The organism is Aquipseudomonas guryensis (assembly GCF_014164785.1).
GTDB classification, from domain to species: Bacteria; Pseudomonadota; Gammaproteobacteria; order Pseudomonadales; family Pseudomonadaceae; genus Aquipseudomonas; species Aquipseudomonas guryensis.
In genome coordinates, this window is sequence record NZ_JACJFN010000001.1 from 281788 (window position 1) to 305049 (window position 23262).

The 23262-nt window shown below is 63.5% G+C and carries 19 protein-coding genes; 13 read left to right on the forward strand and 6 right to left on the reverse strand.

All coding sequences use genetic code 11. The features are described 5' to 3' along the window. Positions 1-331: 331 nt before the first annotated feature. The 13 genes from H3H45_RS01315 to H3H45_RS01375 all read left to right on the forward strand — a co-directional run bounded on the left by H3H45_RS01315 (position 332) and on the right by H3H45_RS01375 (position 15075). A complete protein-coding gene (locus tag H3H45_RS01315; RefSeq protein WP_182831961.1) occupies positions 332-1735 on the forward strand; it encodes a polynucleotide adenylyltransferase PcnB in 1404 nt (467 codons plus the stop codon). Between the two features lies 1 nt (position 1736). Then, on the forward strand, positions 1737-2237 hold the full coding sequence (folK, locus tag H3H45_RS01320) for a 2-amino-4-hydroxy-6-hydroxymethyldihydropteridine diphosphokinase (RefSeq protein WP_328822214.1): 501 nt from the start codon (positions 1737-1739) through the stop codon (positions 2235-2237). 153 nt (positions 2238-2390) lie between these two features. Then, on the forward strand, positions 2391-3191 hold the full coding sequence (gene panB, locus H3H45_RS01325) for a 3-methyl-2-oxobutanoate hydroxymethyltransferase (protein ID WP_182831963.1): 801 nt from the start codon (positions 2391-2393) through the stop codon (positions 3189-3191). Further along, positions 3188-4036 carry a pantoate--beta-alanine ligase gene (gene panC / locus H3H45_RS01330; RefSeq protein WP_182831964.1) on the forward strand — a complete coding sequence of 283 codons (849 nt, stop codon included), beginning with the start codon at positions 3188-3190 and terminating at the stop codon, positions 4034-4036. The genes panB and panC overlap by 4 nt, the downstream gene beginning before the upstream one ends. Before the next feature lie 83 nt (positions 4037-4119). Next, positions 4120-4500 (forward strand): aspartate 1-decarboxylase, encoded by a 381-nt coding sequence (gene panD, locus H3H45_RS01335; RefSeq protein ID WP_160082471.1) that lies wholly within the window; start codon positions 4120-4122, stop codon positions 4498-4500. Between the two features lie 94 nt (positions 4501-4594). Then, complete coding sequence (gene pgi, locus H3H45_RS01340) at positions 4595-6259, forward strand: glucose-6-phosphate isomerase (protein WP_182831965.1); 1665 nt, start codon at positions 4595-4597, stop codon at positions 6257-6259. 198 nt (positions 6260-6457) lie between these two features. Then, a complete protein-coding gene (gene acs / locus H3H45_RS01345) occupies positions 6458-8395 on the forward strand; it encodes an acetate--CoA ligase (RefSeq protein ID WP_182831966.1) in 1938 nt (645 codons plus the stop codon). A gap of 72 nt (positions 8396-8467) precedes the next feature. Continuing rightward, positions 8468-9484 carry a class I SAM-dependent rRNA methyltransferase gene (locus tag H3H45_RS01350; RefSeq protein WP_182831967.1) on the forward strand — a complete coding sequence of 339 codons (1017 nt, stop codon included), beginning with the start codon at positions 8468-8470 and terminating at the stop codon, positions 9482-9484. A gap of 87 nt (positions 9485-9571) precedes the next feature. Continuing rightward, positions 9572-12601: a DUF748 domain-containing protein gene (locus tag H3H45_RS01355; protein WP_182831968.1), complete on the forward strand. Its 3030-nt coding sequence runs from the start codon at positions 9572-9574 to the stop codon at positions 12599-12601. A gap of 4 nt (positions 12602-12605) precedes the next feature. Next, the gene (locus tag H3H45_RS01360; RefSeq protein ID WP_182831969.1) at positions 12606-12899 is read left to right on the forward strand and encodes a DUF2845 domain-containing protein; all 294 of its coding nucleotides are present in this window, start codon (positions 12606-12608) and stop codon (positions 12897-12899) included. A 59-nt stretch (positions 12900-12958) separates the two neighbouring features. Beyond that, on the forward strand, positions 12959-13261 hold the full coding sequence (locus H3H45_RS01365) for a DUF2845 domain-containing protein (RefSeq protein ID WP_182831970.1): 303 nt from the start codon (positions 12959-12961) through the stop codon (positions 13259-13261). Positions 13262-13308: 47 nt separating this feature from the next. Then, complete coding sequence (locus H3H45_RS01370) at positions 13309-13596, forward strand: DUF2845 domain-containing protein (RefSeq protein WP_182831971.1); 288 nt, start codon at positions 13309-13311, stop codon at positions 13594-13596. Positions 13597-13620: 24 nt separating this feature from the next. Then, a complete protein-coding gene (locus tag H3H45_RS01375; protein WP_182831972.1) occupies positions 13621-15075 on the forward strand; it encodes a rhomboid family intramembrane serine protease in 1455 nt (484 codons plus the stop codon). Positions 15076-15121: 46 nt separating this feature from the next. Here H3H45_RS01375 and H3H45_RS01380 read toward each other — a convergent pair whose 3' ends face one another. The 6 genes from H3H45_RS01380 to infB form a co-directional block, all read right to left on the reverse strand. After that, positions 15122-16537: a DUF4013 domain-containing protein gene (locus H3H45_RS01380; protein ID WP_182831973.1), complete on the reverse strand. Its 1416-nt coding sequence runs from the start codon at positions 16535-16537 to the stop codon at positions 15122-15124. Positions 16538-16647: 110 nt separating this feature from the next. Continuing rightward, positions 16648-18753 (reverse strand): polyribonucleotide nucleotidyltransferase, encoded by a 2106-nt coding sequence (pnp, locus tag H3H45_RS01385; RefSeq protein WP_182831974.1) that lies wholly within the window; start codon positions 18751-18753, stop codon positions 16648-16650. Between the two features lie 212 nt (positions 18754-18965). Beyond that, the gene (rpsO, locus tag H3H45_RS01390; RefSeq protein ID WP_182831975.1) at positions 18966-19235 is read right to left on the reverse strand and encodes a 30S ribosomal protein S15; all 270 of its coding nucleotides are present in this window, start codon (positions 19233-19235) and stop codon (positions 18966-18968) included. 121 nt (positions 19236-19356) lie between these two features. Beyond that, the gene (gene truB / locus H3H45_RS01395) at positions 19357-20274 is read right to left on the reverse strand and encodes a tRNA pseudouridine(55) synthase TruB (protein WP_182831976.1); all 918 of its coding nucleotides are present in this window, start codon (positions 20272-20274) and stop codon (positions 19357-19359) included. 1 nt (position 20275) lies between these two features. Continuing rightward, positions 20276-20653, reverse strand: coding sequence for a 30S ribosome-binding factor RbfA (gene rbfA / locus H3H45_RS01400; RefSeq protein WP_182831977.1), 378 nt, complete (start codon positions 20651-20653; stop codon positions 20276-20278). Positions 20654-20752: 99 nt separating this feature from the next. Then, entirely contained in the window at positions 20753-23257 is a 2505-nt protein-coding gene (gene infB / locus H3H45_RS01405; RefSeq protein ID WP_182831978.1) for a translation initiation factor IF-2, read from the reverse strand. Positions 23258-23262 lie beyond the last annotated feature (5 nt).

The window sequence follows — 23262 nt, forward strand, 5'->3', positions numbered from 1 at the left end:
TGATCAAGGCAATATCAGCATCCAAAGTAATCCGTTTGCTCCTGGTACCTGAATTGGGCTACCAAAAACGGGCCAACCAACAAAAACAACAGGCCCGCAATAATAACAAAAACAAAGCACGCACCTACTTGGGGGGGAGCCTAGGCTCCCCCAGTAGCTTTACCCTCCCCGGTTTGCCATTTAATTCACCATCCCCCTCCCCAATGCTAGAATCCGCGCCAGCCGTGCGTTCTAATGCATTTTTCAGCCCGTCGCCTTACGTCTCTTGTTTTCATCCAGACGCTTTACGACGCCCTGAAACGACCGTTTTCTTCATTACACAGTGCTCCCCATGCTGAAAAAGCTGTTCAAGTCCTTCCGCTCGCCCCTCAAGCGCAAAGCCCATCCACGCAGCACCCCCGAGGTTCTGAGCAGCCGCCAGCACGCCCTGCAGCGGGCGAAGTTCAGTCGCAATGCGGTGAACGTGGTGGAGCGCCTGCAGCATGCCGGCTACCAGGCCTACCTGGTCGGCGGTTGCGTGCGCGACTTGCTGCTCGGCCTGCAGCCCAAGGACTTCGACGTCGCCACCAGCGCCACGCCGGAACAGGTCCGCGCCGAGTTTCGCAACGCACGGGTGATCGGCCGCCGCTTCAAGCTGGCACACGTGCATTTCGGCCGCGAGATCATCGAAGTCGCCACCTTCCGCGCCAACCACCCGCAGGGTGATGACGAGGAAGACAGCCACCTGTCCTCGCGCAACGAGAGCGGGCGCATCCTGCGTGACAACGTCTACGGCAGCCTGGAGGACGACGCCCAGCGCCGCGACTTCACCATCAATGCGCTGTATTTCGACGTCACCGGCGAGCGCATCCTCGACTACGCCCATGGCGTACACGACATCCGCAACCGCCTGATCCGCCTGATCGGCGATCCCGAGCAGCGCTACCTGGAAGACCCGGTGCGCATGCTGCGTGCCGTGCGCTTCGCCGCCAAACTCGACTTCGATATCGAGAAGCACAGCGCCGCACCGATTCGCCAGCTGGCCTCGAAACTGCGCGACATTCCTTCAGCACGCCTGTTCGACGAAGTGCTCAAGCTGTTTCTCGCCGGTTACGCCGAGCACACCTTCGACCTGCTGGTCGAGTACGACCTGTTCGCCCCGCTGTTCCCGGCCAGCGCCGCCGCCCTCAAGCGCAACCCGGACTACACCGGCACGCTGATCCGCCAGGCCCTGGCCAATACCGACGATCGTATCGCCCAGGGCAAGCCGGTAACCCCGGCCTTCCTGTTCGCTGCTCTGCTCTGGCCGGCCCTGCCGGCGCGCGTTCTGCAACTGCAGGAGCGCGGCATGCCGCCGATCCCGGCCATGCAGGAAGCCGCCCACGACCTGATCGCCGAGCAGTGCCAGCGCATTGCCATTCCCAAGCGTTTCACCCTGCCGATCCGCGAGATCTGGGACATGCAGGAGCGCCTGCCACGGCGCAGCGGCAAACGTGCCGATCTGCTGCTGGAGAACCCACGCTTCCGTGCCGGTTACGACTTCCTGCTGCTGCGCGAAGATGCAGGCGAAGAAACCGGTGGCCTGGGCGACTGGTGGACCGACTACCAGGATGCTACCGACAGCGAACGGCGCAGCATGATCCGCGACCTCAGCAATCGCCAGGATGACGCCGGTGAAGGCCCAGCCCGCAAGCGCCGCCGTGGCGGCCGCAACAAGCGCCGCGGTCCACGCACCGACGCGCCTGCCGGCGAATAAGGTGGAACGGGTCTACCTCGGACTCGGCAGCAACCTGGCCGAGCCCCTGCAGCAACTACGCGCCGCCCTGGCCGCCATCACCCGCCTGCCGGGCAGCCAGTTGGCGGCGGTCTCCTCCTTCTATGCCAGCGACCCACTGGGCCCGTCCGACCAGCCACGCTACGTGAATGCAGTGGCCGCGCTGGATACCAGTCTCGCGCCGCTGGAACTGCTCGATGCCCTGCAGGCCATCGAACTGGAGCAGGGCCGCGTACGCAAGGATGAACGCTGGGGGCCACGCACCCTTGACCTCGACATCCTGCTGTTCGGCCAACGCCACCTCGCCGAAGAGCGCCTGACCGTGCCGCATTACCACATGCACGCCCGCGCCTTTGTTCTCTATCCGCTGGCGGAAATCGCCGCCGACCTGCAGCTGCCCGATGGCCGCCACCTGCGTGACTTGCTGGCAGCCTGCCCCTACACGGGCCTGGAGCGGCTAGCCGCGCCACAGGTAACGCCGTAACACGGCGGTAACACCCACGATTGACTTCGTGCACCCCCATCGGGACTATAGGCGTCCCGTTGCCCTGAGGCGGTGCAGAACCGCTGCTTATCAGGCCGTGAACCCGCGCCAAAAGCGCCCTGTTTCACCCGGCCTGCTGATGAGGAATCGTTGATGCCTGATACAACCGTAAGCACCCTGCTGGGCCTCAAGCAGAAAGGCGAGAAGATCGCCATGCTGACCGCCTACGATGCCACCTTCGCCCAGGCAGCCTGCCAGGCCGGCGTGGACGTGCTGCTGGTCGGCGACTCCCTCGGCATGGTCCTGCAGGGCCATGACAGCACCCTGCCAGTCAGCGTCACCGACATGGCCTACCACACCGCCGCGGTCAAACGCGGCAACCAGGGCGCACTGATCCTCAGCGATCTGCCGTTCATGGCCTATGCCACACTGGAACAGACCTTCACCAGCTGCGCCGCGCTGATGCAGGCCGGTGCGCACATGGTCAAGCTGGAAGGCGCGGCCTGGCTGGCCGAGCCGATCCGCCAACTGGCCGAGCGCGGCGTGCCGGTGTGCGCCCACCTGGGCCTGACCCCGCAGGCGGTCAACGTGTTCGGCGGTTACAAGGTGCAGGGCCGCGGTGACGCTGCCGCGCGCCAGTTGCGGGCCGATGCCATGGCCCTGGAGCAGGCAGGCGCCGCCATGGTCCTGCTCGAATGCGTGCCCAGCGAGCTGGCTGCCGAGATCAGTCAGTCACTGAAGATCCCGGTGATCGGTATTGGCGCAGGCTCGGCCACCGACGGCCAGGTCCTGGTGCTGCACGACATGCTCGGCCTGTCGCTGACCGGTCGCGCACCGAAGTTCGTGAAGAACTTCATGGCCGGCCAGCCAACCATCCAGGCCGCCCTCGCCGCCTACGTCCAGGCCGTGAAAGACGTCAGCTTCCCCGCCGAGGAACACGGATTCTCCGCATGAACACCGTCAAGACCGTACTCGAACTGCGCGCCGCCGTGGCGCGCGCGCGTGGCGAAGGCAAGCGCATCGCCTTCGTGCCGACCATGGGCAACCTGCACGAAGGCCATATCGCCCTGGTGGAGAAGGCCGGCCAGCGCGCCGACTTCGTGGTCGCCAGCATCTTCGTCAACCCGCTGCAGTTCGGCCCCAACGAAGACCTGGCCAAGTACCCGCGCACCCTGCTCGCCGACCAGGAAAAACTGGTCGCCGCCGGTTGCCACCTGCTGTTCCACCCGGATGTCGAAGAGATGTACCCCAACGGCATGGACGGCCAGACCCTGGTCAGCGTGCGCGGGGTTTCCGAAGGCCTGTGTGGCGGCAGCCGCCCCGGCCACTTCGACGGCGTCGCCACCGTGGTGAGCAAGCTGTTCAACATGGTTCAGCCGGATCTGGCGATCTTCGGCGAAAAGGACTTCCAGCAACTGGCAGTGATCCGCACCCTGGTGCGCGACCTCAACATGCCAATCCAGATCATGGGCGAGCCGACCGTACGCGCCGCCGATGGCCTGGCGCTGTCGTCGCGTAACGGCTACCTGAGCGAACAGCAGCGCGCCAGCGCGCCGGCCCTGTACCGCACCCTGAACCAATTGGCCGAGGCCATCCGCGCTGGCCGGCGCGACTTCGCCCAACTCGAGAGCGAAGGCAAGGGCGCCCTCAGCGATGCGGGCTTTCGCCCCGACTACCTGGAAATCCGTGAAGCCGGCAGCTTGCGTCCAGCTAGCGCCACGGACAGCCAATTGGTGATTCTCGGCGCAGCGTTCATGGGCGCTACACGGCTGATCGACAACCTGGCTTTCGAGCTCTGAGGCCAGGCGATCTGTGACCTTGAACACTGTTCTGGGTTCGGGCAAACTCTGCCGCCGCCCGAGGTACTGACGAGGAAATTGCCATGCACGCCATCATGCTCAAGGCCAAACTGCACCGCGCCATCGTCACCCATGCGGTGCTCGACTACGAAGGCTCCTGCGCCATCGACGGCGAATGGCTGGACCTCTCCGGCATCCGCGAATACGAGCAGATCCAGCTGTACAACGTGGACAACGGCGAACGCTTCACCACCTACGCCATCCGCGGCGAGGAAGGTTCGAAGATCATCTCGGTCAACGGTGCCGCCGCGCACAAGGCCGGCGTCGGCCACCGCCTGATCATCTGCGCCTACGCCCACTACAGCGAGGCCGAGCTGGCCAACTTCCAGCCGCGCGTTCTCTATATGGGTGCCGATGGCGAGCTGAGCCACACCAGCAACGCAATTCCCGTACAGGTCGCCTGATCGCGAGCCGTACCGCTACACTGCAAGCCCGGAACCTTCCGGGCTTTTTAATGCCCGATTGCACACCGGCCGCATAACAAGGAAACAGCTGCCCATGGCGTATCACCAGCACCCGCTCGACGTCACCACCCTGCCCGCCTGGCAGGCCCTGCGCCAGCACCGCGAGGACATGCAATCGTTCGGCATGCGTGATGCCTTCGCCAGCGATGCCAAGCGTTTCGAGCGCTTTTCCATGAGCACCTGCGGCCTGTTCCTCGACTACTCGAAGAACCTGATCAGCCCGCAGACCCGCGACCTGCTGGTCAACCTGGCCAGGGAAGCCGGCCTCGAACAGGCCATCGAGGGCCTGTTCAATGGCGAGCAGCTGAACGCCTCGGAAGGCCGCCCGGCACTGCACACCGCCCTGCGCCGGCCGATCGGCGACTGCGTCAAGGTCAATGGGGTCAACGTGATGCCCGAGGTGCACCGCGTGCTGCACCAGATGACTGACATAGTCGGGCGCATCCACAGCAACATGTGGCGTGGCTACAGCGACAAGACCATCACCGACGTGGTCAATATCGGCATCGGCGGCTCATTCCTCGGTCCACAGCTGGTCTCCGAGGCGCTGCTGCCATTCACCCAGCACGGTGTACGCTGCCACTACCTGGCCAATATCGACGGCAGCGAGTTCCATGAACTGACCGCCAAGCTGAACGCCGAAACCACCCTGTTCATCGTTTCCAGCAAGTCCTTCGGCACCCTGGAGACCCTGAAGAACGCCCAGGCCGCGCGTACCTGGTACCTGGCCCGCGGCGGCACCGAGGAAAAGCTCTACCGCCACTTCATCGCCGTCACCAGCAACAAGGAAGCGGCGATCGCCTTCGGCATCCGCGAGAAGAACATTTTCCCGATGTGGGACTGGGTCGGCGGGCGCTACTCGCTGTGGTCGGCCATCGGCCTGCCAATCGCCCTGGCCATCGGCATGTCCAACTTCAAGGAGCTGCTGTCCGGCGCCCACAGCATGGACACGCATTTCCGCACCACCAGCTTCGACAAGAACATGCCGGTGCTACTGGCCCTGCTCGGCGTCTGGTATGGCAACTTCTGGGGTGCGCAGAGCCACGCCATCCTGCCGTACGACCATTACCTGCGGAACATCACCAAGCACCTGCAACAGCTGGACATGGAGTCCAACGGCAAGCGCGTGCGCCAGGATGGCAGCCCGGTCAGCACCGACACCGGCCCGGTGATCTGGGGCGGCGTCGGCTGCAACGGCCAGCATGCCTACCACCAGCTGCTGCACCAGGGCACCCAGCTGATTCCGGCCGACTTCATCGTGCCGGTGGTCAGCTACAACCCGGTGGCCGATCACCACCAGTGGCTGTACGCCAACTGCCTGTCGCAGAGCCAGGCGCTGATGCTCGGCAAATGCCGCAACGAGGCCGAGGCCGAGCTGCGCGCCAACGGCCTGAGCGAAGACGACGTGCAACGCCTGGCGCCGCACAAGGTGATCCCCGGCAACCGCCCAAGCAACACCCTGGTGCTGGAACGCATCAGCCCACGACGCCTCGGCGCACTGGTGGCGATGTACGAGCATAAGGTGTTCGTGCAGAGCGTGATCTGGGGCATCAACGCCTTCGACCAGTGGGGCGTGGAGTTGGGCAAGGACCTTGGCAAAGGCGTCTACCAGCGCTTGACCGCCTGGGACGCTGCACCGGCCGAGGATGCCTCGACCCAGGGACTGATCGATTTCTTCCGCGGTCGCCACCGCGGTTGACCCCACAAGCCCGGCCTAGTGCCGGGCTTTTGCATTCTGTAGCTCGGCGCTAACCCAGCAGCGCAGCCGCCTGTTCCCCGGATTGCATCCGGGCTACGGCAGCACTGCGCAAAAGGCACGTTGCACGGCACTTGAACCAAGCAACTGCTTGGTTCACCCTATTTGGCATCGCGGCCAGACAATAACAAGGACCCCGCCATGTTCGAAATCAGCCTCCACCCGGTCAAGGATGACGTACGCCAGCGCGCCCACCTGGATAATGACGCCTACCTACGGCTGTATCGCCAATCCATCGAGCAACCCGATGCCTTCTGGGGCGAACAGGCCAGGCAGTTCCTCGACTGGTCCAAGCCCTGGGACCAGGTGCACAGCAGCGACCTGACCAAGGGCCAGGCCGAATGGTTCAAGGGCGGTCAGCTCAACGTGGCGCACAACTGCATCGATCGCCACCTGACAGAGCGCGGCGAACAGATCGCCATCATCTGGGAAGGCGATAACCCCAGCGAATCGGCCCACATCACCTACAACAAGCTGCACAGCCATGTCTGCCGCCTGGCCAATGTGCTCAAGCAGCGCGGAGTGAAGAAAGGCGACCGGGTGTGCATCTACATGCCGATGATCCCCGAGGCGGCATACGCCATGCTCGCCTGCACGCGCATCGGCGCGGTGCACTCGGTGGTGTTCGGCGGCTTCTCCCCGGATGCCCTGCGCGACCGCATCCTCGATGCCGACTGCCGCACCGTGATCACCGCCGACGAGGGCGTGCGCGGCGGCAAGTACGTCGCGCTCAAGGCCAACGTCGACAAAGCCCTGCAGAGCTGCCCGGCCGTCAGCACCGTGGTGGTGGTCGAGCGTACCCAGGGCGAGGTGGATTGGGTGGAAGGCCGCGACCTCTGGTACCACGAGGCCCTGCGCGAAGTGTCCGGCGACTGCCCGGCCGAGCCGATGGACGCCGAAGACCCGCTGTTCATCCTCTACACCTCAGGCAGTACCGGCAAACCCAAGGGCGTGCTGCACAGCACCGGCGGCTACCTGCTGGGCGCGGCGATGACCCACAAGTACGTGTTCGACTACCACGAAGGCGATATCTACTGGTGCACCGCCGACGTCGGCTGGGTCACCGGGCACAGCTACATCGTCTACGGCCCGCTGGCCAACGGCGCCACCACCCTGATGTTCGAGGGTGTGCCGAACTACCCGGACGCCTCGCGCTTCTGGCAGGTGATCGACAAGCATCAGGTCAACATCTTCTACACCGCACCGACCGCCCTGCGCGCGCTGATGCGCGAGGGCGAAGGTCCAGTGCAGAAGACCTCGCGCAGCAGCCTGCGTCTGCTCGGCTCGGTCGGAGAGCCGATCAACCCGGAAGCCTGGGAGTGGTACTACAACGTGGTCGGAGAGCGCCGCTGCCCGATCGTCGACACCTGGTGGCAGACCGAGACCGGCAGCATCCTGATCACCCCGCTGCCCGGCGCCACCGATCTCAAGCCCGGCTCGGCGACCCGCCCGTTCTTCGGCGTGCAGCCGGTGCTGCTGGACCAGCAGGGCAAGGAAATTGACGGCCCCGGCGCCGGCGTACTGGCGATCAAGGCCAGCTGGCCGAGCCAGATCCGCAGCGTCTACGGCGATCACCAGCGGATGATCGACACCTACTTCAAGCCCTACCCCGGCTACTACTTCACCGGTGACGGCGCGCGCCGCGACGAGGACGGCTACTACTGGATCACCGGCCGCGTCGACGACGTGATCAACGTCTCCGGCCACCGCATCGGCACCGCCGAAGTGGAAAGCGCGCTGGTCCTGCACGATGCGATCGCCGAGGCTGCCGTGGTCGGTTATCCGCACGACATCAAGGGCCAGGGCATCTACGCCTTCGTCACCCCGGTGCTCGGCGCGGAGCTCAATGACGCGCTCAAGGCCGAGCTTCTAGCGCTGGTCAGCAAGGAGATCGGCAGCTTCGCCAAGCCGGAGCTGATCCAGTGGGCGCCGGGCCTGCCGAAGACCCGCTCGGGCAAGATCATGCGGCGCATCCTGCGCAAGATCGCCTGCAACGAGCTGGAAAACATGGGCGACACCTCGACCCTGGCTGACCCTAGCGTGGTCGACAGCCTGATCGACCAGCGCCTCAATCGCTGAGCAATACCCAGCCCTGCCGGCACAACGGCAGGGCTGGTAAACTGCGCGCTTTCCTTTTCCGAGATACCGCGCATGCCCTCTCTCAACCAGGCGCTGCGCGCCGCTCTCGACGCCCGCCAGGATCTGCTCGGCGAACTGCACGAGCAAGGCACCGACTGCTACCGCCTGTTCCACGGTAGCCAGGAAGGCGCCCCCGGCCTCACCGCCGACCGTTACGGCCCGCAGCTGCTGGTGCAGAGCTTCCATCAGAGCCTCGAGCGCGACGCCCTGCTCGACCTGCACGCAACCGTCCAGCAACAGCTCGGCCACAATCTGCAACTGGTCTACAACGACCGCTCGCAAGGCAACTCGCGCATCGACCGTAGCGACCCGGTGTACCAAGCCGAGCCTGCAGCGCTGGAAGATCAGATCGGTCACGAGTGGGGCCTCAACTACCGGGTGCGCGGCCGCCATCCGGGGCAGGACCCGCTGCTGTTCCTCGACCTACGCAACGCCCGCGGCTGGGTCAAGGCGCACAGCGCCGGCAAGTCTGTGCTCAACCTGTTCGCTTACACCTGCGGCGTTGGCCTGTGCGCCGCGGCGGGAGGGGCCAGCGAAGTGGTCAACCTCGACTTCGCCGAAGGCAACCTGGCGGTCGGCCGCGAGAACGGTCTGCTCAACCCGCAGCTGCCACCCATGCAGTTCATCCAGTCCGATTACTTTCCGGCCATCCGCCAACTGGCCGGCTTGCCGATCAGTGCGCGGCGCGGGCACAAGCTGCCGCACTATCCGCGCTTGGCGCAGCGCCAGTTCGACCTGGTGCTGCTCGACCCGCCGGCCTGGGCCAAGAGCGCTTTCGGCACCGTCGACCTGCAGCGTGACTACCAGAGCTTGCTCAAGCCGGCGATCCTCGCCACCGCGGCCGATGGCACGCTGATCTGCTGCAACAACCTGGCGCGCGTGGCCATGGACGACTGGCGCGAGCAGGTGCTGCGCTGCGCGGAGAAGCTCGGCCGGCCGGTGCGCGACTGGCAGGTGCTGGCGCCGGCGGCGGACTTCCCCTCGCACGATGGCCAGCCACCGCTGAAGACCCTGATCCTGCAATTCTGAGTGGCTCGGCCAGCATACCGAGGGAGCCACTTTAAAATAGCCATGCCATACTTCCGGGCATCTCAGCCTGGAAGTTGAAGTCGCGCCATGCCCAACGGATTGAAACGCGCCACGAGCGCACTGCTGATCGCCTTCGCCCTCTACAGCCTGCTCGGTTTCCTGATCCTGCCCGGCATCGGCCTGCGCATCGCCAATCAGCAGCTGACGCAACTGGCCAACGTGCCGGCGCGCCTGGAACGTATCGAGCTCAACCCCTTCAGCCTGGAGCTGAGCCTGTGGGGCTTGCATATCGGCGAGACGGACAAGGAGCAGATCGCCTTCGATCGCCTGTACGCCAATCTGCAGCTGGATAGCCTATGGGGCGGCGCCCTGCACCTGGCCGATATCGAGCTGGAGAAGGCGCGCAGCGAAGTGCTGTTCGCCAAGGACGGTACGCTCAACCTGACCCAGCTGTTCAAGCTGCCCGCCAGCCCGGAGCAACCGGCGGCGACAGAACCGAGCGAGCCCTTTCCGCTGCGCATCGAGCGCATCGAACTGATCGAGAACGGTCTGCACTTCCGCGACTTGCGCCCCAGCGAGCCGGTCGAATTCGTCTATGACTCGCTCAACCTGGAGCTGAAGAACCTCAGCACCCTGCCCGATGACAATGCCGAGATGAACCTGGTCGCGGTCGGACCGTACGGTGGGCGTATCGACTGGCAGGGACAGATCAGCCTTACCCCCATCAGCTCCAGCGGCCAGCTGAAGGTCACCGATGGCAAGCTGAAAGGCGTATGGCCCTATGTGCGCGACGCTCTGCCACTGGTGCTGGAGGATGGCGTGGTCAGCCTGAGCACCGACTACCACCTGAGCCTGGCCAAGGGCACGGAAGTGTTGCTGAGCAACACTTCGGTCGATCTCAGCAACTTCGCCATCAAGAGCCCAGAGGACAAACCCCTGCTGCGCCTGGCCAGCCTGAACGTCGCCGAGACCAGCCTGGATCTGGCCAAGCAACAGGTCATAGTCGGCAAGATTCGCAGCCAGAAGCTGGAAACCTGGGCCGCACGCGAGAAGGATGGCCAACTGGACTGGCAGAAACTGCTCGCCAGCCAGCCAAGCAAACCCACACCGGCGCCTGCCTCGGCTCCAGCTCCGGCTCCGGCTCCGGCTCCGAACGAGGGTGGTGCAGGCTCCACGCCGACTAGCCCAGAGGACAGCGCAAGCGCTGCCGTAGCGACTGGCGAAATGCCCCCGGCAGCGCCAAGCGCAGCCACAGAAGCTACGCCTGCAACTGCCACCGAGCCGGGCAAACCCTGGCAAGTGATCCTGCGTGACGTGCAGCTGCGCGACTACCAGATCCACCTGGCCGATCGCGCGCCCGGCAATGAGGTCAAGGTCGAGCTGGGCCCGCTCAACCTCGACCTCAAGGACTTCGACAGCCTGGGCACCTCGCCTTTTACCCTCAAGCTCGACAGCGGCCTGAACCAGAAAGGCCAGCTCAAGGCCGACGGCCAGGTGCAGCTGAGCCCGATCACGGCCAAGCTGCAGGTGGCCACCCGCGATATCGACCTGCGCCTGGCCCAGGCTTACATCACCCCGCTGATGCGCCTGGAGCTGCGCAGCGGCCTGCTCGGCAGCGACCTGGCCGTCGACCTGAAAAGCGTCGAGCCGCTGGCCTTCAGCATTGGCGGACGCGCCGAGGTCAACCAGCTGCACACCCTCGACACGCTCAAGGAGCGCGATTTCCTCAAGTGGCAGCATCTGGTGGTGGACGGCCTCGACTATCGCCACGGCGAAGGCCTGGCGATCCAGCAGGTCAGCCTGCAGCAGCCCTATACCCGCTTCATCATCAATGAAGACCTGACCACCAACGTCAACGACCTGATCATCGCCCAGCCAGCCGAGCCGAATGCCAAGGCAGAGCCGGCCGGCGAGCCGATGCCGATCCGCATTGGCGGCATCAGCATCGCGGACGGCTCGGCCAACTTCGCCGACTTCAGCCTGACCCCCAATTTCGCCACGGCCATCCAGCAGCTCAACGGCAAGATCGGCACGCTCGACAACCAGAGTCCGAAGACCGCCAGCGTGGATATCAAGGGCAAGGTCGACAAGTACGCACCGGTCACCATCAAGGGCAAGCTGACGCCGTTCGACCCGATGAACAGCCTGGATATCGCCACCAGCTTCAAGAATGTCGAACTGACCACCCTCACCCCTTACTCCGGCAAGTTCGCCGGCTACCGCATCCGCAAGGGCCGACTCAACCTCGACCTGCACTACCAGATCGAGAAAGGCCAGCTGAATGCCGAGAACAAGGTGCTGGTGGAGGACCTGCAACTGGGCGAGCAGGTCGACAGCAAAGACGCCGTGGACCTGCCGATCCGCCTGGCCGTGGCTCTGCTCAAGGACACCAACGGCAATATCGAGATCGCGCTGCCGGTGCAGGGCAACCTCAACAGCCCTGAATTCAGCGTGATGCCGATCGTCTGGCAGACCCTGCGCAACCTAGTGCTGCGCGCCGCCCAGGCGCCCTTCAAGTTCATCGCCGGTCTGGTCGGCGGCAGCGAGGTCGATCTCAGCCAGGTGCAGTTCGCCGCCGGCAGCGATGAGCTGGACGGTGCCGCACAGAAGGCCCTGGATACCCTGGCCGCCGCCCTCAAGGAGCGCCCCGTATTGCGCCTGGAAGTCGAAGGCATGAGCGCCCAGAGCAGCGATGGCCCTCTGCTGGCAGTCGAGCGTCTGGAGCGTGAATACCAGAACACCTGGTACAAGATGCTGCAGCGCCGCGGCGATGCGGTGCCCGCCGAACCGGAGCAATTGGTGGTCGATGAGGACGACAAGGCCGTGCTGCTGGAAGGCATCTACCGCACCCGCCTCAAGCAGCAGCCGCCGGCCGAGTGGGCCGAGCTGCCTGATGAGGAGCGTGGCGCCAAGCTGAAAGACGCCGTGCTGCAATCCTGGGGGCAAAGCGAGCTGCTCCTGCGCCAGCTGGCCCAGGCCCGCGCCGCCAGTATCAAGGACTATCTGGTGGAGCGCGGCGGCCTGGCCGATCAGCGCATCTATCTGCTCGACGTCAGCAGCAGCGAGGCCCTGGCCGACGGCAAGGTCGCCACCGCCCTGCACCTGGGCAGTGAGTAAGACTATGCCACGCCAACTGCTCTGCCTGGCCCTGCTGACACTCTGCAGCGGCCTGGCTCAGGCCGGCAGCATGCGCTGCGGCACGCAACTGGTCAGTGAGGGCGACCGCGCCTTTGAGGTCGAACGCAAGTGCGGTGAGCCTGCCTACCGCGACCTGGTCGGCTACACCCTAGGCAGCTACGATCGGCGCGAATTCAAGATCGAAGAATGGGTCTACGGGCCGAACAACGGCATGCTCAGCATCCTTACCTTCGAAGGCAATCGCCTGATCCGCATCGAAACCCGTCGCGGCCGCTGACAGCCGCCAAAAGCCGGTGTAGGCTGCCGGCCAATACCCCCTGCGGTGTGGAATTCTCGATGCGCAACGCCCTGCTGATCGTCCTTGGCCTGCTGTTCGCCGGCGCGGTACAGGCCAGCTCCACCCTGCGCTGCGGCAGCAAACTGATCAGCACTGGCGATATGGCTGGCGAAGTGCTGGACAAGTGTGGCGAGCCAGTCAGCCGCGACTTCCTCGGTTACCGCGAGGTGGTCGACTACTACGGCTACGCCAGCGAAGTGGCCATCGAAGAGTGGATCTATGGCCCACGCAACGGCATGCTTTATTTCCTGCGTCTGGAAGGCAATCGCCTGATCAAGATCGACAGCAAACGCGGCGACTGAGCCGCCAATTCCTCCGCTTTACCCTCCCATGAACAAGGATGCTCTAGATGAAAACTCTCGTTATCGGTGCCCTGCTGGCTGTCTGCAGTTTTTCGGCTTCGGCCTCCATGCGCTGCGACAACGGCATTGCCAGCAAAGGTGATCGCAGCAGCGAGGTGCGCATGAAGTGTGGCGCACCGGCCAGCCAGAGCGTGATCGGCTACACCCTCAATGCTCAGGGCGAGCAGGAGTTCAAACAGGAAGAGTGGGTCTACGGCCCGCGCAACGGCATGTACTACTTCCTGACGTTCGAGGCGGAACGCCTGAAGAGCATCGAGAGCAAACGCGGCCAGTAAAGCCTCAGTACACGGAAGTAAGTCATGCTGATCATCCCGGCCGAACACCCGCTGGACTGGAAACGTCCGCCCGTCATCACCTTGCTGCTGATCCTGCTCAACACCCTGATCTACTTTGGCTATCAGGGTGGCGATCAGGTGCGCGAGGAAACCGCGGTGCGCACCTACCTCGACGGCGGCCTGCTCAATCGCGAGCGGGCACTCTTCACCGAGGACTTCAGCCAGCGCCGGGAACTGGATCAGGACAGCCGCGAGTATCTCGACGGCATGCGCCGTCAGGACCTGGCGGCGCTGATCCTGCATGACCTGGAGTTCGAGCACGGCCTGCACCAGCGCGCGGAGTATCGTGCGGACAACGCCTGGCAAGCGGCGCGGCAGAAGGCCGAAGCGGCGCGCGACCAGATCAGCAGCATGCGCTTCGGCTTTATCCCAGCCAGGTTCACGGTTGAAGGCCTGTTCGGGGCGATGTTCCTGCATGGCAGCTTCGACCACCTGCTGGGCAACATGCTGTTCCTCTTCATCTTCGGCTTCGCCCTGGAAATCGCCCTGGGCCGCGCCGTCTATCTGGGCCTGTACCTGCTCAGCGGCGTGGCCTCGCACCTGCTCTGGTGGGCGGTGGATCCGGTCTGGGTCAGCGGAGTCGGCGCCTCCGGGGCGATCTCCGGGCTGATGGGCATGTACCTGGGCGTCTACGGCCTGCGCAAGATCAACTTCTTCTACTGGCTCGGCCCGCTGTTCGGCTACTTCAAGGCGCCGGCGCTGTGGATTCTGCCGGTGTGGATGGGCAAGGAGCTGTACGGCCTGCTGCTGGCCGAGGGCAACACCAACTACTACGCCCACCTCGGCGGCCTGGGTGCCGGCTTTCTCGCCGTGTGGCTGCCGCGCCTGGGTGGGCGCCTCAAAGTCGACGAGGCCTACCTGCACAAGGAAGACCCGGACGCGCCATTCAAGCGCGAACTGGCCGCCCTCGACCAACTGCTCAGCCAGTTCGCCCTGGATCAGGCCGCCAGCAGCGGGGCGGATCTACTGGCGCGCTATCCCGGCCGCCCAGCACTGCTGGAACGCCTCTACGCAGTAGCCCGCGGGCGTCAGGATAAAGCGCTGCTTACCAGCGTGCTCAAGCAGGTATTCGCCCTACCCGAAGACGGCACAAGCCTGGCGCTGCTGCGGCGGATTGCCGACGACAGCGGCGAAATGGAGCAACGCCTGCTGCAGCACCCGGCCGTGCAATTGCACCTGCTGCCACCGCTGATCCGCGCTGGCGAGGGGCAGCGCGCACTGGGCGCCTGGCGCCGCCTGAGCCGCAGCACGCAACTGCCCCCGCAGTTTCCCGTATTGACCCTGCAGCTGGCTCGCCAGCTCGGCCAGCGTCAGGACCTGAGCGGTGTCAGCGAACTGAGCCGCTTCCTGCGCCAGGCCTTTCCGGAGGCCGAGCAGACCCAGCAACTGGCCCTGTACCAGCAGCATCTGGCGCGCTGAGCGTAATCCGGGATTGCTCCCCCGGATTGCATCCGGGCTACGGTTCTTAGCTGCGCTCGGCCAAACGCTGGATAGTCGTTTCTAACACGGCGACCTCAGCCAGCAGCGGTGATTGCGGATAACGCGCGCGGATGAAGCCGAGCAGTTTCTGCGCCGGCTCAAGTTGCCCCAGCCCTTCCGCAAACCCACGTGCAGCCAGCAGGTAGGCACGGGCGATGAACGGGTACTCTGGAAAGCGCTGGTGCAGGTTGCGCAACAGGCTAAGGCCCTCACGGATCTTGTGCCGTTCGATCAACGCCTGCGCCACCCGCTCACAAACCTGGGCATCGTCCGGCAGGTAATCAGCCTGCAACCGGCGCGCATTGAGCAACGCCGTGGCCGCCAGCGGCGGATTCAGCCGCGCCGCCAACGGCAGGTAATGGGCCAGATGGCGCAGGCAGCGCTCCGTGGCATTCAGGCCATAGAGCAACTGATGGAAGCGCTCGTTCAGCTTGAGGTCGTTGGGCAGGCGCTCCAAAGCCTGGGTCAGTATTTCCAGGGCCGGACCGCTCTGCCCTTCCTTGAGGCGTATTTCCGCTTCGGCCAGGGCTCGGCGCCGCTGGTACTCCTCGACAGGGAAACCTGCACTGCTGCCCTCCTCGGCCACGGCAAAGCCCAGCGCGCCCTGATACTGGAACACCGCATAGCCCATCATGGCGCACATCACCACGCTGAAATAACCGAACAGCAGGGTGGCAATCGGCATCAGCACCACTCTCGGCAAGCCGTTCGAGAGCATGTAGGTGACCCAGTCCGGCGACTGCCAGAGAATGAACAGGAACACCCAGAGGATCAGGTAGCGCCAGCCCATGGCCTTGATCACCTGGCCAATCTCATCCGGGTTCAGCGCCGCGCCCAGGGTCTTGTCCAGCGCCAGGCGGATGATGCAGGCCGGGATCACTAGCTGCACGCCCAGACTGACCGCCCAGAACAGTGCCTCGCTATCGAAATCGGCTGCCAGCCACTGCGCGCCGAAGGCAATGAAGAAGATCACCAGCAAGCGCCAGAACAGGCCAAAGCCCTCGATATCGAAGGCCGTGCGCAACGCGGGTGCCTCGCGATCACCCTGGCTGGCGGTCTCGATCACCGTCTGCAGGTATTTGCAGGCCACACAGAACAGCGCCAGCCAGAGCAGCTTCCAGCCCGGCATGAACATGCTGGCCAGGGCCAGCGCCACGGCGAACAGCAAGGGCCCCTGCTGCAAGCCATAGAGAAAAAATTGCGGAATGCGTTCCCAGAAAGGCTGGGCGGTATTCGCCGCGCCGAGAAAGGTAAGCCGCTGGCGGCACAGCGGACACACCGGCTCCTGCTCCGGCGCATCGGCATTCAGCGGAATGCAGCAGTCGCCGAAATCCCGCTCGCACGGCACGCACTGCCAGGTAGCGGGTTGTGCCGGGTGGTAACGGCAGTAGGTTATGTCCATCGCCAAACATCCTTGTGGGTACTACGTAAACCGCCATTGTCCTGGCAAATCGCAGGCAAAAAAAGAGGGCCCGCAAGCGGGCCCTCCTCTTTACTGCAGTTGCGTCGAACTTAGACGCCCGATGCCTTGGCAGCGGCAACATCCTTGATCGACAGCTTGATACGGCCGCGGTTGTCCACGTCCAGTACCAGTACTTCAACTTCCTGACCTTCTTTCAGAATGTCGGTCACTTTCTCAACGCGAGCGTCGCTCAGCATGGAGATGTGCACCAGGCCATCCTTGCCCGGCAGGATGTTGACGAAGGCGCCGAAGTCGACGATACGTTCAACCTTGCCGACGTAGATCTTGCCGATCTCGGCTTCCGCGGTGATGCCCAGTACGCGTTGACGCGCGGCCTCGGCAGCTTCCTTGGTTTCGCCGAAGATCTTGATCGAACCGTCGTCTTCGATGTCGATCGAAGCTTTGGTCTCTTCGCAGATGGCACGGATGGTCGCGCCACCTTTGCCGATGACGTCACGGATTTTGTCCTGGTCGATCTTCATCGCGATCATGGTCGGCGCATTGGCCGACAGTTCGCTACGGGACTGGGCAATAACCTGGTTCATCTGGCCGAGGATGTTCAGGCGCGCTTCCAGGGCCTGGCCCAGGGCGATTTCCATGATCTCTTCGGTGATGCCCTGGATCTTGATGTCCATCTGCAGTGCGGTGACGCCATTGGCGGTACCGGCAACCTTGAAGTCCATGTCGCCCAGGTGGTCTTCGTCGCCGAGGATGTCGGTCAGAACAGCAAACTTCTCGCCTTCCTTGACCAGACCCATGGCGATACCGGCAACCGGGGCCTTCATCGGAACACCGGCGTCCATCAGGGCCAGGGAAGCGCCGCAAACGGAAGCCATTGAGGACGAACCGTTGGACTCGGTGATTTCCGAAACCACGCGGATGGTGTACGGGAACACGTCGGCAGCCGGCAGCATGGCCTGCACCGAACGACGGGCCAGACGACCGTGACCGATTTCGCGGCGACCGGTGGCACCCATGCGACCACACTCACCGACCGAGTACGGCGGGAAGTTGTAGTGCAGCATGAAGGGGTCTTTCTTCTCGCCTTCCAGGGTGTCGAGCAGCTGCGCGTCACGTGCGGTGCCGAGGGTGGCAACCACCAGAGCCTGGGTTTCGCCACGGGTGAACAGAGCCGAACCGTGGGTCTTGTCCAGAACGCCGACTTCGATGTTCAGGCCACGCACGGTGCGGGTGTCACGGCCATCGATACGCGGTTTGCCGTTAACGATGTTCTCGCGCACGGTGCGGTATTCGATTTCGCCGAAGGCATCTTTGACTTCACCGGCAGAAGGCTGGCCTTCTTCACCGGAGAACTTGGCCACCACCTGATCTTTCAGCTCGCCCAGACGCGCGTAGCGGTCCTGCTTGATGATGATGGTGTAGGCCTGGGAGATCGCTTCGCCGAACTCGCTACGAATGGCATTGAGCAGAGCGGTGTTTTCGGCTTTCGGCTGCCAGTCCCAGGTCGGCTTGGCGGCTTCGGCGGCCAGCTCGGTCACAGCCTGGATCACGGCCTGGAATTCGTCGTGGGCAAACAGTACGGCGCCCAGCATCTGGTCTTCGGTCAGCTCTTTGGCTTCCGACTCAACCATCAGCACGGCGTCTTTGGTACCGGCCACGACCATGTCCAGGCTGGAAGCCTTGAGCTGCTCGTAGGTCGGGTTCAACAGGTAGCCAGTTTCCGGGTGGAAAGCTACGCGCGCGGCACCGATCGGGCCGTTGAACGGAATGCCGGAGATGGCCAGGGCAGCCGAGGTACCGATCATCGCTGCGATGTCCGGATCGGTCTTCTTGCTGGTGGAAACCACGGTGCAGATGACCTGCACTTCGTTCTGGAAACCTTCCGGGAACAGCGGACGGATCGGACGGTCGATCAGGCGCGAGGTCAGGGTTTCTTTTTCCGAAGGACGCGCTTCACGCTTGAAGAAACCACCGGGGATCTTGCCCGCGGCGTAGGTTTTCTCCTGGTAGTGCACGGACAGCGGGAAGAAGCCTTTGCTCGGGTCGGCGGTCTTGGCGCCGGTTACGGCGACCAGTACGGTGACGTCGTCGTCAACGGTGACCAGCACGGCGCCGGAGGCCTGACGGGCGATACGGCCAGTCTCGAGGGTAACGGTCGATTGACCGAACTGGAACTTCTTGATTACCGGGTTCACGGTGTTTTCCTTCTCTATTGTTGCCTTGGGGAAACTGTGGAGCGAGGGATTACCCCTCTGAAAGTCTGTTCGCAACTCGGCTCGGCGGAACCGGTTTGTGAACGGGCTTTAAATACCCGCCTGCAGAAAGCCAGAAGCTGGAAGCCCCAAGCCCCGGTCGGTTGGACCGACTGCGACTTTTGACTTCCAGCTTCTCACTTCAGGGGTACGTCTTAACGACGCAGACCCAGGCGACCGATCAGGGCGCTGTAACGCGAGGCATCTTTGCCCTTCAGGTAGTCCAGCAGCTTACGACGCTGGTTAACCATACGGATCAGGCCACGACGGGAGTGGTGGTCTTTGCCGTTGGCCTTGAAGTGGCCTTGCAGCTTGTTGATGTTGGCGGTCAGCAGGGCAACCTGCACTTCCGGGCTACCGGTATCGCCTTCAGCTTGCTTGTAGTCGGTTACGATTTGGGCTTTTTCTTCAACGCTCAGTGCCATGGTAATGGGCTCCTAGAGTGAACAGGCCAGGGACTACTCCCTGTATTTAAAAGTGAGGGGTGACCGTGCCTGTTGACAGCCATCCTCGTACGCCAGCGAACGAATCCGCTGACGGTTTCGGTCATTCCGACCGAATTAGCCGACGCGGCGCAATGCGCCCGTCTTCGCTCACTTCACCGATACCGATGAAGCGACCATTGTGATCCTGTACCCGCACCATGCCGAACTTCGGCGCTTCCGGGGCGCGTACCGGCTGACCATGCAGCCAGTAGTAACTGCTGTGCTCGCTGAACTGCAGCAGCGGCCAGTGTTGCAGGCCGCTATCGGACGGTAGCAGGAAGCGGTCCACGGCCTCGTTGCCACCTTCGGCATGGGCCTGTTCCAGTTCTTCCAGGGTTACCGTCTGCGCCAGGCTGAACGGACCAGCCTGAGTACGCCGCAATTCGGCAACATGGGCACCGCAACCGAGCAACTGGCCGAGATCCTCGACCAGGGTACGAATATAGGTGCCTTTGCTGCAGGCCACGCTCAGGCGCAGTTGCGACTGTTCGAGGCTGAGTAATTCCAGGCGCGCAATAGTAACAGAACGCGCCTCGCGCTCCACTACTTCACCGGCTCGCGCCAGCTTGTACAACGGCTGACCATCCTTCTTCAGGGCCGAGTACATTGGTGGTATCTGACTGATTTCCCCGCGAAAACGCGGCAGCAGTGCTTCCACATCGCTCCGACCGACGGTCACCTCGCGGCGCTCCAGCACATCCCCCTCGGCATCGCCGGTGGTGGTGGTAACGCCAAGCTGGGCCAGGGTTTCGTAACCCTTGTCGGCATCCAGCAGGTACTGGGAGAACTTGGTCGCCTCACCGAAGCACAATGGCAGGACGCCGGTGGCTAGCGGATCGAGGCTGCCGGTGTGACCGGCCTTCTCGGCATTCAGCAGCCAGCGCACTTTCTGCAGCGCAGCGTTGGAGCTGAAACCGTGCGGCTTGTCGAGCAGGATGATGCCGCTGACATTGCGGCGAATACGTTTGACCTGAGCCACGTCAATCGTCCTGGTGCTTGCTGTCTTCGGCGACGGCACGCTCGATCAACGAGGAAAGGTGCACACCGCGAGAGATGCTTTCGTCATAGTGGAAATGAAGCTGCGGCACGCTGCGCAGCTTCATTGCCTTGCCCAGCAGCATGCGCAGGTAACCAGCGGCGTCATTCAGGACGCGCACGTTCTGGCGAATCTTTTCTGGATCGTTCTCGCCCATCACGGTGATGAAGATCTTGGCGTGCCCAACGTCACGACTGACTTCCACGGCGGTGACGGTGACGAAGCCCAGGCGCGGGTCTTTAACCTCACGCGGAATCATCTGCGCCAGCTCGCGCTGGATCTGGTCGCCGATACGCTGGGTACGGCTGTATATCTTGGCCATTTTCCTTACCTCTCCCGCAGGCAGCACCTACGGGTACAAAAGCGGCAAACGCCCGGCCGCGCTATGCGGGGCCGGGCGTTGCGTATTGCAGCTCGCGCGTTAGAGCGTACGAGCCACCTGGACCTTCTCGAACACTTCGATCTTGTCGCCGACCTTGACGTCGTTGTAGCTCTTCACCGCGATACCGCACTCCATGCCGTTACGCACTTCGGACATATCGTCCTTGAAGCGGCGCAGGGATTCCAGCTCGCCTTCGAAGATCACCACGTCTTCGCGCAGGACGCGAATCGGACGGTTACGGTGCACGACACCCTCGATCACCATACAGCCGGCCACTGCACCGAACTTCGGCGAGCGGAACACGTCACGTACTTCGGCGACGCCCAGGATGTTCTCGCGAACATCGCTGCCGAGCATGCCGGTCAGGGCTTTCTTGACGTCTTCGATGATGTCGTAGATCACGTTGTAGTAACGCATGTCCAGGCCTTCGGCCTCGACGATCTTGCGCGCACCGGCGTCGGCACGCACGTTGAAGCCGAACAGCACCGCGTTGGAGGCCAGCGCCAGGTTGGCATCGGACTCGGTGATACCACCGACACCGCCACCGACCACACGCACTTGCACTTCGTCGTTGCCCAGGCCGCTGAGCGAACCCTGCAGTGCTTCCAGCGAACCACGGACGTCGGATTTGAGGACGATGTTGAGCGTCTTCTTCTCTTCCTGCCCCATGTTCTCGAAGATGTTTTCCAGCTTGCCGGCATGGGCGCGAGCCAGTTTGACTTCGCGGAACTTGCCTTGACGGAACAGAGCCACTTCACGGGCCTTCTTCTCGTCGGCGACCACGGTCATGTCGTCACCAGCATCCGGGGTACCGTCCAGGCCGAGAATTTCGACCGGAATCGACGGACCGGCTTCCTTGATCGGCTTGCCGTTCTCGTCGAGCATGGCACGCACGCGGCCATAGTTGACGCCGACCAGAACCATGTCGCCCTGACGCAGGGTACCGTCTTGCACCAGCACGGTAGCCACCGGGCCACGGCCCTTGTCCAGGCGGGACTCGACCACTACGCCACGGCCCGGAGCCGACGGAGTAGCTTTGAGCTCCAGAACTTCGGCCTGCAGCAGTACGGCCTCGAGCAGTTCGTCGACACCGGTACCCATTTTCGCCGAGACATTCACGAACGGCGTGTCGCCACCCCACTCTTCCGGGATCACATCCAGCGCAGCCAGGCCGTTCTTGATGTTGTCCAGGTTGGCGCCCTGCTTGTCGATCTTGTTCACCGCAACCACGATCGGCACGCCGGCCGCTTTCGCGTGCTGTACGGCTTCCTGGGTCTGCGGCATCACGCCGTCGTCCGCCGCCACCACCAGGATGACGATGTCGGTAGCCTTGGCACCACGAGCACGCATCTGAGTGAACGCGGCGTGGCCCGGGGTATCGAGGAAGGTGACCATGCCACGGTCGGTTTCGACGTGGTAGGCACCGATGTGCTGGGTGATGCCACCGGCTTCGCCAGCTGCCACTTTGGCACGACGAATGTAGTCGAGCAGCGAGGTCTTACCGTGGTCGACGTGACCCATTACGGTCACGACTGGCGCACGGTGGAACGACTCACCTTCGAACTTCAGCGATTCGGCCAGTTGCTCTTCCAGGACGTTGTCGCTGACCAGCTTGACCTTGTGGCCAAACTCTTCAGCGATCAGCTGGGCAGTTTCCTGGTCCAGCACCTGGTTGATGGTCACCGGAGTGCCCAGCTTGAACATGAACTTGACGATTTCAGCGCCCTTGACCGCCATCTGTGCGGCCAGGTCGGCCACGGTGATGGTCTCGCCAATGTTTACATCACGCACGATCGGCCCCGTTGGGCTCTGGAACCCATGTTGATTACGCTTCTTCAGCTTGCCTTTGCCACGGCCACCGCGACGGAAACCATCGGTCTCTTCGTCGACAGTACGCGGAGCAACACGCGGAGCCGGTGCCTTTTCCTTGACGGTCGGGCGATGCTGAGTGGTCTTGCGGTCACCACCACGACGATCGGCATCGTCGCTGCGCGCTTTTTCCGGACGGCGCTGTTCTTCTTTCTTGCGCTCAGCCGCGGCCAGGTCGATTGCCGCAACGGCCTCGACCGGAGCGATCACCGGAGCCGCTGCCGGAGCAGCCACTGCGTCAGCGACAGCGCCTGCAGCAGCCGGCTGCTTGCGAGTTTCTTCCTCGGCACGGCGAGCAGCTTCCTGCTCAGCCTTCAGACGAGCTGCTTCTTCAGCGGCACGCTGCTCTGCAAGCTCGCGCTGCTTCTCAGCTTCAATCTCGTCAGGGCTGCGCTTGACGTAGGTTTTCTTCTTACGCACTTCCACGCTGATGGTCTTGCTACCAGCGACTTTCAGGGTGGTAGTGGTTTTGCGTTGCAAGGTGATCTTGCGCGGCTCTTCCAGTTTCTCGCCGTGGCTGCTCTTGAGGTGGGCAAGCAGGGCTTGCTTCTCATTGTCGGTCACAACTTGCTCGGCACTGGTGTGCGGCAGACCCGCCTCACGCATCTGCTGCAGCAGGCGCTCTACCGGTGTGTCGACCACTTGGGCCAGTTCTTTCACCGTGACTTGCGTCATGCACT

Bases quoted from the DNA above. Each gene is read 5' to 3' on its own strand.
- H3H45_RS01315 (WP_182831961.1), top strand. From the start codon at position 332: ATGCTGAAAAAGCTGTTCAAGTCCTTCCGCTCGCCCCTCAAGCGCAAA.
- panB (WP_182831963.1), top strand. From the start codon at position 2,391: ATGCCTGATACAACCGTAAGCACCCTGCTGGGCCTCAAGCAGAAAGGC.
- panC (WP_182831964.1), top strand. From the start codon at position 3,188: ATGAACACCGTCAAGACCGTACTCGAACTGCGCGCCGCCGTGGCGCGC.
- panD (WP_160082471.1), top strand. From the start codon at position 4,120: ATGCACGCCATCATGCTCAAGGCCAAACTGCACCGCGCCATCGTCACC.
- pgi (WP_182831965.1), top strand. From the start codon at position 4,595: ATGGCGTATCACCAGCACCCGCTCGACGTCACCACCCTGCCCGCCTGG.
- acs (WP_182831966.1), top strand. From the start codon at position 6,458: ATGTTCGAAATCAGCCTCCACCCGGTCAAGGATGACGTACGCCAGCGC.
- H3H45_RS01350 (WP_182831967.1), top strand. From the start codon at position 8,468: ATGCCCTCTCTCAACCAGGCGCTGCGCGCCGCTCTCGACGCCCGCCAG.
- H3H45_RS01355 (WP_182831968.1), top strand. From the start codon at position 9,572: ATGCCCAACGGATTGAAACGCGCCACGAGCGCACTGCTGATCGCCTTC.
- H3H45_RS01360 (WP_182831969.1), top strand. From the start codon at position 12,606: ATGCCACGCCAACTGCTCTGCCTGGCCCTGCTGACACTCTGCAGCGGC.
- H3H45_RS01365 (WP_182831970.1), top strand. From the start codon at position 12,959: ATGCGCAACGCCCTGCTGATCGTCCTTGGCCTGCTGTTCGCCGGCGCG.
- H3H45_RS01370 (WP_182831971.1), top strand. From the start codon at position 13,309: ATGAAAACTCTCGTTATCGGTGCCCTGCTGGCTGTCTGCAGTTTTTCG.
- H3H45_RS01375 (WP_182831972.1), top strand. From the start codon at position 13,621: ATGCTGATCATCCCGGCCGAACACCCGCTGGACTGGAAACGTCCGCCC.
- H3H45_RS01380 (WP_182831973.1), bottom strand. From the start codon at position 16,537: ATGGACATAACCTACTGCCGTTACCACCCGGCACAACCCGCTACCTGG.
- rpsO (WP_182831975.1), bottom strand. From the start codon at position 19,235: ATGGCACTGAGCGTTGAAGAAAAAGCCCAAATCGTAACCGACTACAAG.
- rbfA (WP_182831977.1), bottom strand. From the start codon at position 20,653: ATGGCCAAGATATACAGCCGTACCCAGCGTATCGGCGACCAGATCCAG.
- infB (WP_182831978.1), bottom strand. From the start codon at position 23,257: ATGACGCAAGTCACGGTGAAAGAACTGGCCCAAGTGGTCGACACACCG.